16 protein-coding genes are annotated in these 18032 nt (G+C 48.0%); 8 read left to right on the forward strand and 8 right to left on the reverse strand.

Going from position 1 to position 18032, the window contains the following annotated elements:
- Window position 1 precedes the first annotated feature (1 nt).
- The gene (locus TPRIMZ1_RS0104320; RefSeq protein ID WP_010255585.1) at window positions 2-682 is read left to right on the forward strand and encodes a hypothetical protein; all 681 of its coding nucleotides are present in this window, start codon (window positions 2-4) and stop codon (window positions 680-682) included.
- Window positions 679-2031, forward strand: coding sequence for an amidohydrolase (locus tag TPRIMZ1_RS0104325; protein WP_010255587.1), 1353 nt, complete (start codon window positions 679-681; stop codon window positions 2029-2031). The genes TPRIMZ1_RS0104320 and TPRIMZ1_RS0104325 overlap by 4 nt, the downstream gene beginning before the upstream one ends.
- Before the next feature lie 172 nt (window positions 2032-2203).
- Here TPRIMZ1_RS0104325 and TPRIMZ1_RS0104330 read toward each other — a convergent pair whose 3' ends face one another.
- From TPRIMZ1_RS0104330 to TPRIMZ1_RS0104350, 5 genes are all read right to left on the reverse strand, one after another.
- Entirely contained in the window at window positions 2204-3754 is a 1551-nt protein-coding gene (locus tag TPRIMZ1_RS0104330; protein ID WP_010255589.1) for a hydantoinase/oxoprolinase N-terminal domain-containing protein, read from the reverse strand.
- Entirely contained in the window at window positions 3754-4842 is a 1089-nt protein-coding gene (locus TPRIMZ1_RS0104335) for a DUF917 domain-containing protein (RefSeq protein WP_010255592.1), read from the reverse strand. The genes TPRIMZ1_RS0104330 and TPRIMZ1_RS0104335 overlap by 1 nt, the downstream gene beginning before the upstream one ends.
- 41 nt (window positions 4843-4883) lie before the next feature.
- Window positions 4884-5633, reverse strand: a complete 750-nt coding sequence (locus TPRIMZ1_RS0104340) for an aspartate/glutamate racemase family protein (RefSeq protein WP_010255595.1) — start codon at window positions 5631-5633, stop codon at window positions 4884-4886.
- Window positions 5634-5649: 16 nt separating this feature from the next.
- The gene (locus TPRIMZ1_RS0104345; protein WP_010255596.1) at window positions 5650-6915 is read right to left on the reverse strand and encodes a cytosine permease; all 1266 of its coding nucleotides are present in this window, start codon (window positions 6913-6915) and stop codon (window positions 5650-5652) included.
- A 114-nt stretch (window positions 6916-7029) separates the two neighbouring features.
- Window positions 7030-8646, reverse strand: coding sequence for a PucR family transcriptional regulator (locus tag TPRIMZ1_RS0104350; protein WP_010255598.1), 1617 nt, complete (start codon window positions 8644-8646; stop codon window positions 7030-7032).
- Between the two features lie 666 nt (window positions 8647-9312).
- On the opposite strand from TPRIMZ1_RS0104350, the gene TPRIMZ1_RS18445 reads away from it, so the two are divergent.
- Window positions 9313-10821: a hypothetical protein gene (locus TPRIMZ1_RS18445; RefSeq protein ID WP_010255600.1), complete on the forward strand. Its 1509-nt coding sequence runs from the start codon at window positions 9313-9315 to the stop codon at window positions 10819-10821.
- Between the two features lie 868 nt (window positions 10822-11689).
- Here TPRIMZ1_RS18445 and TPRIMZ1_RS0104365 read toward each other — a convergent pair.
- Genes TPRIMZ1_RS0104365 through TPRIMZ1_RS0104375 form a run of 3 tightly spaced genes read right to left on the reverse strand, consistent with a single transcriptional unit; the run spans window position 11690 to window position 12379 of the window.
- Window positions 11690-11893 (reverse strand): hypothetical protein, encoded by a 204-nt coding sequence (locus TPRIMZ1_RS0104365; protein WP_010255601.1) that lies wholly within the window; start codon window positions 11891-11893, stop codon window positions 11690-11692.
- A 23-nt stretch (window positions 11894-11916) separates the two neighbouring features.
- On the reverse strand, window positions 11917-12201 hold the full coding sequence (locus TPRIMZ1_RS0104370) for a hypothetical protein (RefSeq protein ID WP_010255602.1): 285 nt from the start codon (window positions 12199-12201) through the stop codon (window positions 11917-11919).
- Window positions 12179-12379: a hypothetical protein gene (locus TPRIMZ1_RS0104375; RefSeq protein ID WP_010255603.1), complete on the reverse strand. Its 201-nt coding sequence runs from the start codon at window positions 12377-12379 to the stop codon at window positions 12179-12181. Before TPRIMZ1_RS0104375 ends, TPRIMZ1_RS0104370 begins: the two co-directional genes overlap by 23 nt.
- A 1068-nt stretch (window positions 12380-13447) precedes the next feature.
- On the opposite strand from TPRIMZ1_RS0104375, the gene TPRIMZ1_RS0104380 reads away from it, so the two are divergent.
- From TPRIMZ1_RS0104380 to TPRIMZ1_RS0104405, 5 genes are all read left to right on the forward strand, one after another.
- The gene (locus TPRIMZ1_RS0104380) at window positions 13448-14215 is read left to right on the forward strand and encodes a hypothetical protein (protein ID WP_010255604.1); all 768 of its coding nucleotides are present in this window, start codon (window positions 13448-13450) and stop codon (window positions 14213-14215) included.
- A 130-nt stretch (window positions 14216-14345) separates the two neighbouring features.
- Window positions 14346-14546, forward strand: coding sequence for a helix-turn-helix domain-containing protein (locus TPRIMZ1_RS0104385; protein ID WP_010255605.1), 201 nt, complete (start codon window positions 14346-14348; stop codon window positions 14544-14546).
- Window positions 14531-14719: a hypothetical protein gene (locus TPRIMZ1_RS0104390; RefSeq protein WP_010255607.1), complete on the forward strand. Its 189-nt coding sequence runs from the start codon at window positions 14531-14533 to the stop codon at window positions 14717-14719. Before TPRIMZ1_RS0104385 ends, TPRIMZ1_RS0104390 begins: the two co-directional genes overlap by 16 nt.
- 265 nt (window positions 14720-14984) lie before the next feature.
- The gene (locus TPRIMZ1_RS0104400) at window positions 14985-15320 is read left to right on the forward strand and encodes a hypothetical protein (protein ID WP_010255612.1); all 336 of its coding nucleotides are present in this window, start codon (window positions 14985-14987) and stop codon (window positions 15318-15320) included.
- Window positions 15320-16759 (forward strand): DNA primase family protein, encoded by a 1440-nt coding sequence (locus TPRIMZ1_RS0104405; protein WP_010255615.1) that lies wholly within the window; start codon window positions 15320-15322, stop codon window positions 16757-16759. Before TPRIMZ1_RS0104400 ends, TPRIMZ1_RS0104405 begins: the two co-directional genes overlap by 1 nt.
- Window positions 16760-18032: the final 1273 nt, after the last annotated feature.

The raw sequence follows: 18032 nt of genomic DNA on the forward strand, positions 1-18032 counted from the left end.
CATGAAAAGTTCAGAAATCTTCACTACCTATGATAAGAATGTGCATCTGTTCGGCATAATTTCTACGCTTATTATTATTCTAACCTTTGTGGCGGTTCCCCTTGGCATACAGATAGCCTTTGGGGTGAGCATCGACGTCCAGAAGATGCTTCTTACCCTGCTTGCGGCGCTTGCGGTGTTCGGCCCCATTGCGGTTTGCGAATTTGTTTCCTATGCGCCCATCATCGGCGCCGGCGGTCAGTACCTTGGTTTTATCACCGGCAACATGATGAACATGAAGGTGCCAGCCGCAAAAAATGCGCAGAAAATCTGTAATATTGATGCGGGAACCCCCGAAGCCGATGCGGTCGCAACCATTGCGATTGGGGTTTCATCAATTGTAACAACCGTGATATTGTTTATAGGAATGCTGCTTATCGGGCAGATCGCTCCATTCCTGCAGAAGCCGGTATTCAAGCCTGCCTTTGATAATATCATGCCCGCCATTTTTGCTCCCTTGGCCATACCGGCCATTGTGAAAAGTTTTAAAATTGCTTCGGCGCCGGTTATCCTGGCCATTGCGGGTACTGTCATTTTCGGGTATGCGGCTGTTTCCGCAAATCAGAGTTATTTGCTCCCGGTGGCCCTTGTTCTATCGGTCCTCTGGGCTTACTTCCTGTATAAGCGCGGGGCAATCAAATGAACGAAACCATTAAAAAGTGGTTTGATTCCCATGCGGCGGATGTGATAAAGCTTTCGGACAGTTTATGGGATCATCCTGAAACAGCCATGAATGAACAGCATAGCTGCGCAGAAACTACGGAGTTTATGCGCGGCCAGGGCTTCACGGTAAAGGCTTTTAATCTGCTTAGCGGAAAACCGGAGGAAGCAAACTGTTTAATCGCCACCTATGGGAGCGGGAAACCGGTAATCGGTATCCTGGGCGAATTTGACGCCCTTCCCAACCTTGGCCAGGACAGGGTAACGACCCGCACTCCCAAGGAAAGCCCCGGCCACGGCTGCGGACACAACCTCATGGCTTCAGGGGGCGCGAGTGCGGCATCGGCGTTGAAACTTGCCATGGAAACGGAAAAACTGCCCGGGACCCTGATTTACTACGGCTGTCCGGCGGAAGAAACCCTGGAAGGCAAGGTACACATGTCCAAACAGGGCCTGTTTGACAAACTGGATATCTGTCTTGCCTGGCACCCCGGCCCCTTTGCCCTGGCTGTCCTTGAAAAAAGTATGCAGTCAAGCACCGCCCTGAAATTCAATTTCCACGGGAAAACCGCCCATGCCGCTGCCAATCCCGATCTGGGCAGAAGCGCCCTGGATGCAGCGGAACTGATGAACGTTGGTATACAGTATCTGCGGGAGCATGTAAGCTCCGATGTGCGTATACACTATATCTACACCCATGGCGGGGTTGCCCCGAACGTAGTGCCTGATTATGCTCAGCTCTACTACTATGTCCGCGCCCAAACCCGTTCCGCGAACGACGAGGTGCTAAAGCGGGTAATTGATGTTTCCGAAGGGGCCGCCAAGATGACCGGCACCAGCACGGATTATGAACTTCTGGCAGGCTGTTATGATGTTTTTATCAACCACCGGCTGAACAAACTTTGCCAGGAAGCGCTGCTGAAAATTCCGCCCATAGAGTATTCAGATGAGAATAAAAAGTTTGCCGCCGAGGTCTACCGGAACGCCACGGGTAAGGAACCGGTATCGGAACTGCTTGATACCGCGGTCCCCCCGCTGACAGGAATTGTAAGTCCCATGACCGGCTCTACCGATGTGGGGGATGTGACCCATATTCTGCCGACCACCCAGTTTATGGGCGCCGGTATGATTGGGGGCCTGCCATTCCACCATTGGGCGGTTACCGCCTGTACCGGAACTGAAATCGGCCATAAGGCTGAATTGCAGGCGGGAAAGGCCTTGGCCCAGGCCGGATATGACGCATTTAAAAATCCTATCGTTATTGAAGAGGCATGGGAAGAATTCCGGAATGCCAGAAAAGGTATGGATGCGTATAAGCCGGTCCTGCCCTGAGTTTTGTTAAGGGAAGTAATTTGAAAGATTACTTCCCTTACTCAGTATATATACTAAAGTGGACAGAGACTTCGAATCCGTAGGTAGCACGTTCGAGTCGTGTCAGACGCAGTCGTAATTACTTACAGGATAAGAAGATATCAAAGCTACCGGAAATCCTGGCTCTAATACCCTACGCCAGCTCCCCCGCAGCCTTTATTTTAACCCGGCAGGTGTTACCGGGGTAATATTGCAAGGGTATATCTTCCACGTCTATTATTTCCACGGTTTCGGGGATTGCTCCGCCCTGGACCGCTGTTTCAATGGCTTCCTTTCGGGCAATTTCCAGAGCCTGTTCCCGCGGTGTCTCATCATAGGATACCAGCTTTTCATAGGCGCCGCTTATCTTTGCGATCCCCGATCCAATGGCATTGGCTACCGCAAAATGATCAGGCTTTATCAGCCGCTTTACCCCGGCAAGATGTTCCGGCAACAGAACAGAACCACCGCCCACAAGAATCACATCGGCATCCTCATTGGACATCTTCATGGCATCGATATGTTCTTCCACCATTTCCACAATTCCGGCCATTGCCTTATCCGCAATTGCTTTGTCGATATGGGTAACCAGGGAAGGGTCGCCGATCTTGGCATACCCCAGGCGGACGGCGATATCCGTGGCGGTCAGCACATCACCGCCAAAAACCAGGGCCTTTTCCGTAATGGCGTAACCAACGCTATCGGGGCCAATGCTTACCGCGCCGTCCTTTTCGCGGATAATACTGCCGCCGCCTAAACCAAAGGAAACAACGTCGGGCATACGGAAGTTGGTACGGACCCCGCCGATGGTTACGGCTACACTGCTCTCCCGGGGAAATCCATTGTGAAGGATACCGATATCCGTGGTTGTGCCCCCCACATCAATAATGATGGCGTCGTTCACCTTTGAAAGATAGCTCGCCCCACGGATACTGTTGGTTGGTCCGCAAGCTATGGTAAGGATGGGATACTTGCGGGCGGTTTCAGCGCTCATCAGGGTGCCGTCATTCTGGGAAAAATAAACTGCGGCATTGGCGACTCCCTGTTCAATAAGACTGTCGGTAAAGCCGTCAATAAAGATATTGGAAACCTTGTACAGCGCAGCGTTCAGTATGGCTGCGTTCTCCCGTTCAATGAGTCCCATGGTACCAATTTTGCTTGAAAGGGAAACATACACATCCTCTCCCATTACTTCGTGACAGAGACGGCCGGCTTCCAATTCGTGATCCTCCCGCACCGTGGAAAAGACGCCGCTTATGGCGACGGATTTTATCCCCCTTGCCTTGCATCGTTCAAAGAAAGCGCGGGCAGCCTTTTCGTCAAAGGACGCGATCTCCTTACCGTCATGTTCAAACCCGCCGCCTATTATCGTAACTTCAGCGGCAATCATTTTCAGATCCGCGGCCCAGTCAACCATGGGGCGGAGACTCAGTGTGGCCGGAGCTGCAATACGCAGCACGCCGATGGACGCAAGGTGTTTTCGTTCAACTATGGCATTGGTGCATTGGGTGGTGCCCAGCATGGCCTTGGTAATCTGTTTGGCGTCTACCTTTGATTTTTTAAGTATCCCCTGTATGGCCGCCGATATGCCGCCGTGAATATCACTTGAAGTAGGCAGTTTTACTTCGGCGATTACCTTGAGGTCCTTGTCTATCAATACGGCATCCGTATTGGTGCCGCCCACATCTATTCCCAGCCTGTACATTATGCCTCTCCTTTTACCCGCAGTTCAACAGGGATATAGTCAATGTCGTAGCCAAAATAGCGGGGACCCACGAGTTCCAATCCTTCGGGGGAACGCCAGGCTCCAAAACATTTCAGCGCTATCATCAATACCCGTTTGCCGTATTTAAGCGCATCGGTTGGTATGGGGTTAAAGGTTTCGGTATCCACCAAACAAATAAGGTCCGGTGTGGTGGCAAGAATTTTCTCATCCACCGCGGCGGCGAGATTTTCATTCTGAAATTCCGTATAGGCGGATCTGCCCTTATACTCCCCGATACCCTCAAGCAGGGCCTTACCATAGTTGAAACCGCCGCGCACTTCCCGCAGTACATCGGTGATTTTGCCGCGGAACAGTTTGATACCCTCGGAGGCATCGAGAAAGTTTTTTTCCGGTACGCCCGATCCTTCTTTTACGGTGCGAATGGCTTTTCCCAATTTCTGACTGCGGGTAATAATGTCCCGTACGCCGTATTTTTTTACGATACTGCCATCGGTACAAAACAAACTAACCGATACCGATCCGCCGCAGCTCATGGTTACCGCCCGCGCCAGTTCCTCGGTCCATTTATTCGTGATGGTTCTGAAAATAACACTGTTGCCCTTTTCATCGGTTAAGGCCATGGGGGTAGCGTTCACCCCGGCCATGGTGAAGGTTACCATTTGCAGTTCCGGGAAGGCGCGTCCCATACCGTCCACGTCCACCAGGGGGAGGCCCAGACGCGCCGCTGCGGCGAAGGGCAGCATACTATTAACCCCGCCCGCTTCTATAGGCATGAAGGCAAAAATCTTACGGTTATAGAATTGCGAGACCATGTCGTATAATACCTTATACTCATTGCCCCCTAAGGCCTTTTCCGCAAGCACCGTGGGGGCGCCCATCATGGCAATGGGAACCACAAAGGCGTCATCCGGCACTTCATCGATACTCAGTAAGGTTACCGGGCCGCATTCCTGGATAGCCCCCATGGCGATAAGTTTTCCCACATAGGGATCGCCGCCGCCGCCTGATCCCAACAATGCTGCGCCTAAGGCAATATCTTCAATTTCTTCTATGCCAATCTTTCTCAAAATAGATACCCCTTCTTCGATTCAGACTTGCGCCTGAAATTTTACTTTATCGGAAGAACGCCATCCCCGGTCCACCAAAAACGCTCTTTATCCCTGGGGGGCATATACGTTATCCGGCTGTGACTCAGGCCCATCCGCACATAGGTCTCGCACATCATCAACGAGGCCTGGGCGGCTTCGATAACAACGGTGTTATACCCATCGGCCCTTAAGCCCTTTTCCACCGCTTCCTTAACGCCAATCATGGCGGTGCAGCCGAGGACTATTGAGCCGACTCCATCCTCATCTATGGCCTTTTTGCTTTCAGTAATGAGAGCGGAGATTAGTTTCTCAATACCGGAAAGGTCTAGAACAGGGATGCTGACATAGCGGAGAGAGGTAACCCGTTCCTTGAGTCCTTCCTTGGCGATTAAACCCCGGAGCATGGAAACAACATCCGGAAGTACCGTAACGATACCTATCCTGTCGGCAATTCCCAGGGAATAGAAAATAGCCGGACCAAACCCGCCAAACACCGGAATATGTACCCGTTCCCGTGCGGCTCGCACACCGGGATCTCCAAAACAATTTATAAACACCGCATCGAACCCTTCTTTTTCCGCTTCACGGCACAGGAAAACTACTTCCGGTACCGCAAGGGCTTCATCGTATTCGCTTTCAATACTGGCAGGACCATGGGTAAGTTTCTTTGTTTCAACCTTGGTATCCGGGAGCAGGTACTTACGGCAATAGGTATCATATTCCGTATTCCAGATATCAGTGGTAATGGGAACAATATTAAGCAGCCTCATCTTCATACCTCCTGTTTCATTTTGCTGTTTTTGCGGGGATAAACTTAATCAGAATGATATACGCGGCAATCGAAATAACAATGCCGTTAATCGGCGCAACAAAGAAGGGCGCCACATTGGCGGTAATAAACGCTATGGCCGCGCCGAGTATAAAGGCAATCATTCCCGCCCAATTAACACCGGGGATGGATGTAAAGTTTTCCTTCTTCCCCTTCCCCACGATCCAATAGGCTGCAATAACCACCCCTGCCACCGGGGGTATAAAGGAAGTGATGATACCCAGGAAGGAAACAAAACGATCGATGATCCCAACCGCTCCCAGGATAGTCCCTATCCCACCGGCTATTCCGGTGGTAATTTTGAATTTTTTTTCGTCAAGCCCCAGAATCTTGGAAACCGCAAGGCCGCCTGAATAGGCGTTAGTCACATTGGTGGTCCAGGTTGCGAGGATCAAAGCGATAAGCCCAAATGCGGGAAGCCCCAGGGCTACAAGAATCTTGCTGATGTCGTATTCCCCGGCAACGATACTGCAAGCCGCTCCCAGGAGCAGCATTACTAAACCTGCGGGGAAAACGCCGATGACATTTGATTTAATAACATCTTTCCGGTTGCGCGCATACCGGGAAAAATCACCGGAAATAACCCCGCCCACCGCAAAAGTAGCCACCACCAGGTTAATCCCCGCCACAATGGTCATGGGCTGGGCGGGTTTATAATCCAGAATCAGCTGCAAACCATTACCCCGGATAACCGCTGCGTAAAAAGAGTACCCTAATACGAGTATCAAGGCGGGGATCGCTATGTAGTTAAGGTATTTAAGCGCATTATAACCGAACATTGCCGTAAGGAGCATTACCACCCCCCAGAAAATTCCGCTTACCACATTGGGAATGACAACACCGGTTGCCGATGCGATCATGCTGCTGAAGGAACTGCCGCATACAGCGGCTTGCACGCCAAACCAGCCGATACAGGCAACTGCCAGGAGCAGGCTGATGAGGAAGCGCGCGCCCCCTTCCCCCAGGGCGTTGGAAGCCATGGACACGGTGGGCAGTCCGGTATCGCAGCCCTGCATTCCCATAAAACACATATACGCGCAGATGATGCCGTATCCGATGATGACACATATCACGATACTAGAAATCGGGAATCCCATGCTGAGGTAGCCGCCTACCATGAGGCAGGGGACGCACACCATGGCTCCTATCCATACCGCCGCCAGACTTACCCAGCTTTGACGCTGACTTTCATCGATCTTAAATGCCGTTACCTTGTTTTCCACAATAACACCCCCTATTGATCATAGACATGAGTTAGTGTATATCAGTGTAGGCATTTTTCTTTTGTCTAAAACAGAAAAAATATGGGCTTCATTTTGTCATTTTTGACAAATAGTTTATCCGATTTTAACACGGGCCTGTAAAATACGCCGCAGGGCCACCGCGGTATAAAGCTCCATGGTTTCCGGCATATGCCCTATCTTGAAACCCATGCGTTCATTGATATGGTTTATCCGGTACTTAATCGTATTGCGATGGAAAAGCAATAATTCCGCGCATTTATCCTGACTGCTTTCTGCGTCCAGCAGAAATACGGTGAGGGTTTCGTAGGAGTCATTAGTCTGCCGCTCATCATCGGAGTTAAGACAATCCAATACGGCGATACACTCTTTGACCCTCCCCTCCCCTCCTGCCATGATATTCTGGCAGGTTTCGGCAAAGGCGATTTCCCTTTGAGTAAAGACCCTTTTCCAAGGGTATATCTGCTGTGCCGTACCGAGGGCTTTCTTGTTTTGCAGATAAGCCCGGCGTACCTGAGTGGTTTCCGTTAAATTAAGACAAACCGTGAGCAAGGCGTTAATCCCCGCACCCTTCATGGCAGCGCTCAAAGAAGCGGCAAGGAGGGATATATCACAATCCACAGGATTGTCCATAAAAGCCACCACATCCTGATTATGAATATCCGCAATAATAGTTTTACAATACGGTGAAAGTTCCGTCCGGATAAGGGATAGGAGTACCTGCGGTGTCCTGCGCTGCTGTATGGAATCTTCCGTACCTTCAGGTGGTGTGATTATCCACATATTATGAATGGAAGCCACATCTATTTTAAATACATCGGCGATACGCCGCATTTTTAATGGCTCATCCTGGAGTATAGCCTGCACAAGCTCCGGCAGCACCTGCTCTCCGTGTTTTTCACTTAGGAGGTTTATACAGATTCTCAGCACATCGGTAATCTGCGCCGCATCCTCATCGCTCACCGCTTCGTCTTGCCGCAGTATGTATAAATCCAAACGGGAACCCGATGCGGTACGCACCGGATGGCGGGATATACACAGTTGTTCTTTCGTTAGTTCTCCGCTTGCAAGTCCGTCAAAGTCAGCTATAGTACGTTCTGCGTCCAGCTCACGGGTGCGCGGCCAATACACATTATTTAAAAGCTGCCCCGCCGCATCGGTCAACAGCAGGGAAAGACGGAGGCGGTCGCTTAACATTCGCATGGCGGTCCCGATGCTGCGCTGATACACCGGCAGCCGGGATATACGTTCCAGAATCTCGGCCTGATAATGGGTTTCGGTCTGCTGGTCTTTAAAAACAGCGTTCATTATTTCGGTGATTACTTCACTGTAACGCAGGTTGGGTCTGTTTTCCGGCATACAGATAAGGGGAAAATCCAGACTATCCGCAAGCGCTATCAGTTTTGTATCCACACGGGGCATGATTATCCCCACATAATACAGAATCAGACCTACCATGCCGACGTCCGATAGGCGGCGCATATTAACGCACTGGGCCTCAACATCATCCGGCACATCGGCGAAACAGGTAATAACAATCTCACTCCCCAGGAACTCAATAGCATTGAGCATATATTCCTGGGTGGTATCCGTCCGGGTATATTCAAGGACACTCATCGTGGTAACCGTCTTTTGCAGGCCCTGCCGGCCGGCTAAAACTTTTGCTTCCCGCAAGCTGGGCAATGCCATTAAATCAGCGACGGTAACGCTCATGATTATTGGACCCCTTAACCTTGATAGTACCATCATTTAGCCTTATTGACTAGCACTTTAAATTGCCACTACCCAATGTTTAATATCCCTTTTTAATGAGAGTCCTATAGCCCAGCCGGTTGATAGAAACAATGATGCTTGACAATATTTGGCCTTAGTGAAGTATTCCGATAGTAGAAACTTGTCAATAGTCATCTTTACTACTCTTAGCTTTTCTATTCGTTGTCCTATTACTTATACTGTTTTTATTTGTCGACAGATACAAATGCCGTTAGACTATCCTACTCTCAGCCCTTCTATCTTGCCATTATACCACCTCACCCAGCTGCCGTTTTCAGGACAGCGAGACCCAGTAAGTCCCCAGCATAGAGATTCACGGCAAGCCCCGCCGGATGTTTTGGTCCTGAAATAACCGGGGGTAAAAAGGCCAAATTCAGAGGAATTTTTAGCTACTCTGAATATCTAAAATACCACTATATATTATCAGATTAGTCATATATAGTGGATTACCTTAAACCAGCCCATAAAGTCTTCCTTTTTCTCAATTTTGGATATACTATAACAAGGATGAGTAAACGAAAAATCCGATTTTTTAACAACACTGGACCTTGTAATCCGGACGATCATTATATGCTACCCCCGGCAGAACGGCTCCAAGGAGCCCAGTTGCACCGGTATATTGGGGATAAGCTCTATTGGGTACTCCACGCCCCCCGACAAACCGGGAAAACCACTTTTTTGCAAAGTTGGATGCGTGAAATAAACGCAGGAAATGAGGCTATTGCCTGTTATGTCACCGTAGAAACCTGCCAAGGTATAACAGAACCGGAAAAGTCTATACCGGCGATCTGCCACGCCATTCAATTTCATGCTGAGGTTATCGGCCTTCCTGTCCCGAAAATAATTGATACTGATCCAGTTAGTATGTTGGGCCAAACACTAAAAAATTGGTCCTCATTAGTGGCGCCAAAACCACTGATTGTTCTTTTTGACGAAGTCGATGTGCTGATTGATCAAACCCTGATAAGCTTTCTCCGGCAGCTCAGGAGCGGGTTTGCCTCCCGTGGAGTGGGAACCTTCCCGGTATCCATCGCCCTGGTGGGCATGCGAGATTTAAAAGACTATATCACCGCTTCCAAAGGAGGCGTCCCACCCAACCCCGGATCGCCCTTCAATATCAAATCAGATTCGGCCTCCTTATCCAATTTTCAAAAAAGTGATATAGGACGGCTTTTTGCCCAACGAACCGTTGAAACCGGACAGCAGATTACCACAGAAGCCCTGGATTATATTTATGATCAGTCCATGGGCCAACCCTGGATTGTCAATTCCCTGTTTAGCCGGGCCACCATGCGGGTTTTAGAGCAAGACAGTACCGAGACAGTAACCATCGATCACATCCGAGAAGCCCGCAAACAGATGATCCAGGCCCGAGAAACCCACCTGGACGCCTTGGGTGAACGGCTGCGGGATCAGCGTATCCGTAAGGTGATACAGACCATCATCACCGGTGAAACAAACCTCGCCATGTCCCGGACCAGCCCGGATGTAGAACTGGCCATGGATTTGGGCCTGGTACGCTGGGATACACAAACCGGATTTACCATCTCCAATCCCATCTACGAAGAAATTATGACCCGTTACCTGGACGCTCCCTACCATGATAATTTACCACCCCCCTCAACCTGGCAATGGGCGAAGCCTGACGGTACCCTGGATATGGACGCCCTGCTAAAGGCATTCCAGGGCTTCTGGCAGAACAATTCCGAAGTGTGGGAGCAGGCGGCGGACTACCCCGAGGCATTCCCCCATTTGCTGCTTATGGCCTTCCTCCAACGAATCACCAACGGTTCAGGCCGCATAGAACGGGAATACGCCGCAGGCCGGGGCCGGATGGATCTGGCGGTAGAATATCATGGGGAATGGAATATCCTTGAAATCAAACTGCTCCGGCAGGGGAAGTCCTTTGAGACACTAATGGCTGAGGGTGTCAAACAAACCCTGGGTTACCGGGATAGTTTTGCTGGTGTACCAGGGAATACTGCTTGCCGTTCACAGGACGGAACACCGGTAAAGTGTTACCTGATTATTTTTGACCGCCGACCTGATAAGCCTGCGTGGGGGGATCGGATTAAGTGGCTCAATAATGGAGACGTAACGGTAGTAGGATGCTAAATGCCGCTTTTTCATTTAAAAAGAACGCAACCCTGTTCTTTGAATTCTTCAATTTTTATTTTTAAGTCATCTTCAGTACAATTCATATATTCAGCCAAACAAACTAAACACATAAATTGAGTTAGATATCTGCCTAGCATTTTTTTAGTTAATGCAATTTCATCATTTGTAAGTTTTTTTTACCTTCTGTCGAGATTTGTCCGGAACAGGGAAGATTGGTGTTTTGCGAAACAATTAAACGGGGAAGTACGCTTTTTTTATACCATCTTATTCAATTTAAAGTTACCCACTGTCCTGTCTTGTCAGAACCCTCTCGCTTGATTATATTTTTTTCGGTCAATAAATCACTTGCATAGAGGAATGTCACCACGATAAAGCTCGGTAGAAGTGATTGTTACCCTGTCGGAAAAGAACTCAACGACAGGCCACCCCAAATTGTAGTCATTATGAACTACGGCGTTTATAAATGCCTCTCTCAGAGCAACCTGATTGATAAGTTTCCGCTCCAAACGATTGCGTGGAGTGATTTTTGCGAAGGTCTTATTCTCGACTGCCAATTTATCAAGGACACAATATATTGATGTTATCAAACATCGATAGCCGTATTCCTCATTTTCAATCAGATCAATTTTGTCAGTTCCCGCATTCCACTAGATACAACTATGCGGATAATATTTTTGCTGGCTATTTCTTCGGCAACTACACCGATGAAATGACAAGTTCGAGTACGGTTGCCAATATTATATCCTATAATGGAATTCTCATCTCGAAATAGAAAGGTAGTCTTTGATTACAAGGAAGCGGAGAGATTATTTGGATACTTTAGGCGAACCAGAATTGCCCCATGCTGTTTAGTGGGCGCGGGAAGTCAAAGTTTTATTTTTTTTATCTCATACTTTTGTTCTTTTTCGTTCCACAAAAAATCACCATCCTTACAGATTTCCTTGGCCATGTTTTCACAATCAGTCAAAAATGTCCCGCCGTCAAACCCGTGTACAGCAATGCCATATTTCCTGGAAAGTTCCGTAATTTCAGCCACAAAATTATCTATATCCTCTTTCTTTTTAACCATTTCCCTGCCTCCAATAACGAGAATTATTTTTTTGCTAGCTGATAAGTTCTGTTTTTATTGGCGCCGAATTTTTTCAGGATACCTGCCTCGGTTAATTTTGTAAAAAACTGCTTTATTCTTACTGCCGATTTTCCAGTTATATCACTAGCTGTTTTTGCATCTATTTGTCCTTTTTCATTTAGATAAGGAAGTATGGATTTTAAAAAGATGTCTTCTGCCTGGGATAATTTATCGCTATGTTTATCGCTACTTTTAATACCCGCTACGGTCAACAAAACAGTGGTCTTAAAAATGTCCCCTTCCAGCAATTCCGGTTCGCCGGGTCGGTATGCCGTCTCTGAGCCATTGCCCCACGGTTAAAACCGCCTCATCCCGGTTCTTTGTCCGGGTGCTGCGGCTTACAATCCGCATCCCGGTCTGCGGGTCCATTATCTCCGCATATAACACGCCATCTTTACGGGGGTACAAATAAAAAGACCGGCCCATAATTCCTCCTGGTGGGAACAGATACGGTTTCCCGTAACTCTTTCCGACTAAGATTGAATGATGGAGCCGGTTTTTCCGGTATCCTGCCCTTTGGAGGGCTTTGCTAATTCTTTGTAACACAACGAATTAGCTCTTAGATGGGGAGTGAAGGATTCGAACCTACGAAGGCTGAGCCAACAGATTTACAGATCCCGAAATCCCTAATCATCTTTTATCTTTAGTATCTTTCATTAACTATTATATAGAAGAATATTACTCTTTTCAAGTCCTTTTTGCTCTCCTTTGTTCAATTCATATCGTAGAGTTTCTAAAGATTGTTTCTGTAGATGGCACAAACGTAATTAAATTTTCATTTGGATTTGTAGCGATACTATTTTCGTTAGATTGGTTTTCTTTGAAGCTCAAGATCTTTAGTGAAACTGCCTGGTAGATCCCCCCAAGTACCCCAAACCCACAGGACTATTCCTCTTAACCTTATGGCGAATCAAGAAAAAACGACCAGCCCCTACCCTCGCGATGCTTACTTATCTGTCACTATTAATTATTGTCCTATCGAATTGAGCCGATACTTCAGGCAAGGTACAAGGGCCGGAAGCGGCAGTTTATAGACTTTCCAACCGTGAAGGCCGGGAAAGGCAAAAAGCGCGGCGTACTGACCCCTATTCCCGGAAGTCCGGGAACGGCTCCTTGAATTGATCGCAGGGCCTTTTTCCAGATATCATTGACCTTTCCCGAAACTGTCCCCAATGATCCGCCGACATTTCGAACTAATCGGGGCATTCTATCAGGCCCGCAGCTTCTTCATCCTTCAAACTATGCAAAGCATGAAAAATGCGACCATCCCTCAAGCCCCGTAGCGCTTACTTACCCTTTCACGGCTATAAGCGCCGCCTTATCAGACCGGGTCGATAGCCAGGCAGGGGCGCTACCAGGATACTGCTGGGCATCGTAGCTGTAAAAAGCACGTAACTGTTAAAAACACTTGACAAACCAATCAATTATGACAAGATTAACCTAATTATGCATAGATAAAGAGCCATGTGGACCGGACAGACAGGGAGGCACTGGATGATGAGTGATGATTCTGACAATAAAAACTATTGGGCCGCAGAAGTCCGTATTCTTAAAAAAGAGAAGCTGAAAAACTTCTTCAGGAATATTTTTGCAAAACCCCAGATAAAAAACAAGTGGAATGAACATGCTCAAAAAAATAATAAAATTTTCAAAACCCATCTAATAGAAATGAGCGAAACTTCAAAAGTAGACTTGGAGGCAATTTATAGGGACTACCTTACTGGTACCATAGATTTAGCAAGCGCACAAAAGAAGGTTTTGCTTATTGAGTATGATTTTGTGATCCTCCTCCGCGACTATATTGAAATAGAACCGGTTAATGAGTTTCAAATAGAAGATAAGCGTTTTACGGATGCCCTTATTACGGGTACCAGGGACACTATTGATTTTCACAAACACAAACTGCATATAGATGAAAGCGCTGAATGCAAAGTTATTGCTCCCGAAAGTACTAAAGATTCTGAAACAAAGTTCGCTGGGCAAGCAGCACTTTCAAATGTAAAAACCGAAAAAATACCCACAGAAATACCGGCTGTTATAATGGACTTAATTAAGAATAGCGGCATGGTAGAAGCTGAACGGGATATTAAGGGGCGATTCCACCCAAAAGGAACCTATAAAGATACGGCTATCATTGGATGGATTATTGATCATTCAAAAAACCAAAAAAATCTAACGGCTACTCTCTATGCCCAATACATTTATACAAGAATCAGTCAAGGCACTCTTGAAAAATATATAAGTACTGCCAGAAATTTGTAGTTTTCACAAAATCGGAATGAAATCGGCATAGAATCGGAAAACGGGAACATAAGAATAGTCAAGAATAGACCCATGAAGAGCCGCAGCGCATAGCTATGCGGCGCTTCAAAAAACTTTGTTGGAGGTTTTTATGGCGGTCTATTCAAAACAGGAGACGGCGAAACTACTCGGAATCGCGCCGGTCACCCTTGACCGGCTCAGGCGGCGGAAAAGCATTTCCTTTCGGAAAGTCGGCTCCCGTGTACTCTTTACCCAGGCGGACATTGATCAGTTCCTTGAGCAGAGCCTGGTCCCTTCTGCACGGGAGGTAACACCTTGCGAACGGAAGTAATACCCAGCGCCGAAACCCTGTTTGACCAAATCAAAACGGACATCACCAAGGAGCTTGCAGCAATCCCGTCTCATGGGAAAATTTGCTTTGAGCTGACCTTCCGGGATTATTACTTGCAACGGCTCCTGACCACGCGGGAAGTGAGCCATCTCTATGAAGGGGGTAAAAAATGAACATTGAGTACGCAATTAAATTTCGTTGCCAAGATTGTGGGGAGAGACATTGTGTTTATATCCGTTGCCCATTATACCAGATGGGAAATCATGACTGTACTGGTAATCGCACCGAGGCAATTCTCAAGTATTGCAAGTGGTGCATGAATGGGCATCCAATCACTGAATGTTCGGAACCGCTCTGCTCAATTTGGGAGTTCCGGAAGAAAACAAAAGGAGATTTGCATGTGGACTTTCTACCGCCCGATCCCAAACGGAGGATACTATGAGATTTGCCAATCCAACGGAAAAACATCGTTTCAAAACGCGGAAGGAAAGAAAGATTTTATCCGGGTTTCTCAAAGACGAAACGATCATGGCCCAGACGCTTATGAATATGTTCAGGCAAAAGCATATTGAACCGCCTGATGACGTATACCGGGGGCTGGCGTACTTCGTCAATGAAGAGTGGGCAATAAAAGCCGGGAGTCTCTGCCTTTTATACGAAACGAAAAAGCGGATTCAGGCTGAAATGCCCCCGGTTACCAAAGAAAACGCCATTGATCAGGTATATTACGTTTTCAAGATGTATAACGCCATACTGGCGAAGGAAGGGTTTTAATGGGTTCCGATATCGATAATACGCGGTCAAGTACCGCCGAATTTCATGAGAAACGGCATATTCAGGAGAAGGACAACGAATTGTTCCGGGTCCACATGCTCAAACAGGGTTTGTACCAATTCACCGATGCGACCAATGCGGAACGGCTAAAGAAAAAGTACGGTACTGATATCCGCTATGTCCCGAAATGGAAAACCTGGCTGGTCTGGAATGGGTGCTATTGGCAGGAAGATCCGGGCGCCCTGATCCATGCCAAAGGGCTGGATATGATCCGTTCGATTTACGATGAAATTCTTGAAACCGATGATTTCCACGAAAAGGAAACCATCGAAAAAGCAGCCATTCAAAGTGAATCTATGCGGCGGCGGGATGCCTTGATAAAAGCGGCCAGCCTCCATCCTGATCTAACCATTACGTTTGATGAGCTTGATACTGACCCTTTTTTGCTTAATGTGAAGAACGGAACTATCAACGTAACGACCGGAGAGTTTCGGGAACATCGGCGGGAAGATTACATCACCAAGATGTCAAACTTTACCTATGACCCGGCGGCGGAATGTCCGCTCTGGGAGAAGTTTATCCGTGAAATCATGAATTACAACGGCGAACTGGTTACCTTTCTACAGACCGCCCTTGGCTGGGGCATCACGGGTGATACCACTGAACAAGTCATGTTCATCCTTATCGGCAACGGCGCAAATGGCAAGAGTACCTGCATCAATGTTATTATGCATGCCCTGGGGGATTATGCGACTTCTACGCAGACTGAAACCTTTATGCGGAAGCAGAGCGATACTAACAGCAATGATCTGGCCCGTTTGCGGGGTATGCACTTTGTAACCACCACCGAAGCGGAACAGGGGCGGAAACTGTCGGAATCCTTGATAAAGCAGATCACCGGGAATGACCGTATGACTGCCCGTTTTCTGTATAGCGAGTATTTCACCTTTTTGCCGACTTTCAAGATATTCATGGCCACAAACCATAAGCCGACGATTAGCGGAACCGACCATGGGATTTGGCGGCGGATCAGGATCATCCCCTTCAATACGACCATTGCGGAAGAAAACCGGGATTTGAATTTAGGGGACAAGCTCATGGCCGAATCGTCGGGAATTTTGAACTGGCTTATCAAAGGCGCTATGCGGTGGAAGGCTGAACGGCTGAGTTTACCGCCGGAAGTTAAAAGCGCAACCGATGAATACCGGGAGGAAATGGACATTATCGGCAGCTTTATCAAGGATCGCTGTGAGCAGAAGCTGGGGGCCGAGATACGGGCGCGGGAGCTGTTCAAATGTTACCAGGACTGGTGCGAAGAGAATAATGAACATGGATGCACTGAAAAGTTCTTTGGGCTGCGCTTGAAAGAACTGGGGATTGGACAGAAACGGCTCAGCGATGCGCGGCGGTGGGTTAATATTATGATCAAGGAATCATAGTAGTAACGCTGAGTTAGCGGCTTGATAAGTTATCGAAATAAAGACACTTATTGAGTTCTTCGTATAGCATTTTTAAGTAGGCCCACTCAGGGTATCAAATCTTCCGGGTTTCCCCGTGCCCCTTTCCGTGGGTGGTCAACAAAGCATGTATTCTTTTTTTCGTATAGGCTGTGTTTATCTTTGACGGTCTGTAATGGTCTTGAATGATACATTTTCCGACGTTTTGAAACGAGGCTGCATTGGAAAACCAGATAACTAGCAAATGCTGACAAATTTTTGGGGACGCGTGCTCTCCCCTCATCAAAAAAATATCAAACAGTGATTTATAAAGACCTTTGGTTCATATTCTCTTATCTTTTTTAGTGTAGTATTTTTCTTTTAGTGTAGCATAAGTAGCATTAAAAAAGAGTATAGAAATGAGGAATAGCTAATGGGGACTTTTCGAAAATTCGATTTTCTCTGCACTAACCATACACTGGGAAATTTATCGAGAAATATTTTGAGGGATGGCGGTATGTTGGCTTCATTAGAAGAACTCGCCTTTCGGCGAGGATGGCTCTCGCAGAGAGGGCGTGTTGCCCAGCGGTGGCGGCGCTGTTCGGGAACTCGGCCAGCCGCCCCGAAGGGGTGACAGTTCTTAGCAGTGATGGTAACGGTATGCAAAGATGAGGACCAGGCCAGCCTCCCGTAAGGTGGCTGATTTTACGGAAGAAGTGGGCAGAGCCTCTTGATGGATGTTGGTTTTCGCTGTTGGTTCATGCCGCCTGCCCGAAGGGGTGGCGGTCTTTGCCAGTGATAGTAACGGTATGCGAAAATGAGGAATCGGCCAGCCTCCCGTAGGGTGGCTGGTTTACGGAAGAAGCAGGCAGAGCCTCTTGATGGCATGATGGTTTTCGCTGAAGGATCATGCCGCCTACCCGAAGGGGTGGCGGTCTTTGGCGATAGATGTAACGGTTTGCGGGGAGTGGGCTTTCAGCAGCGGTGGAGATTACGTCTTACATCAGCCGGGAGATGAAGTTCGCTAGGTTTCATGGAAAGACAAAAATCCGGGTGGGCATAGTACGCCCATCTGTGGTGGTGTATGGGCGGGGCGGCAGGACGCCGCCTGTGAGAAAAAAACAGTGGCATGGATGCCGGTGTTTTTTTACTTTTCGGTCCACGGCTACGGCCGTGGGCTGCTCCTCCCCCTTTGAGCCGTTGAGGGACGGGTTTGCGACCGGAACGGAGCGCAGCGGAGTGGAGAGAGTAAACCCCTCCTATTTTCTCTTTTAGA

Source organism: Treponema primitia ZAS-1 (assembly GCF_000297095.1).
Taxonomy (GTDB): Bacteria; Spirochaetota; Spirochaetia; order Treponematales; family Breznakiellaceae; genus Termitinema; species Termitinema primitia_A.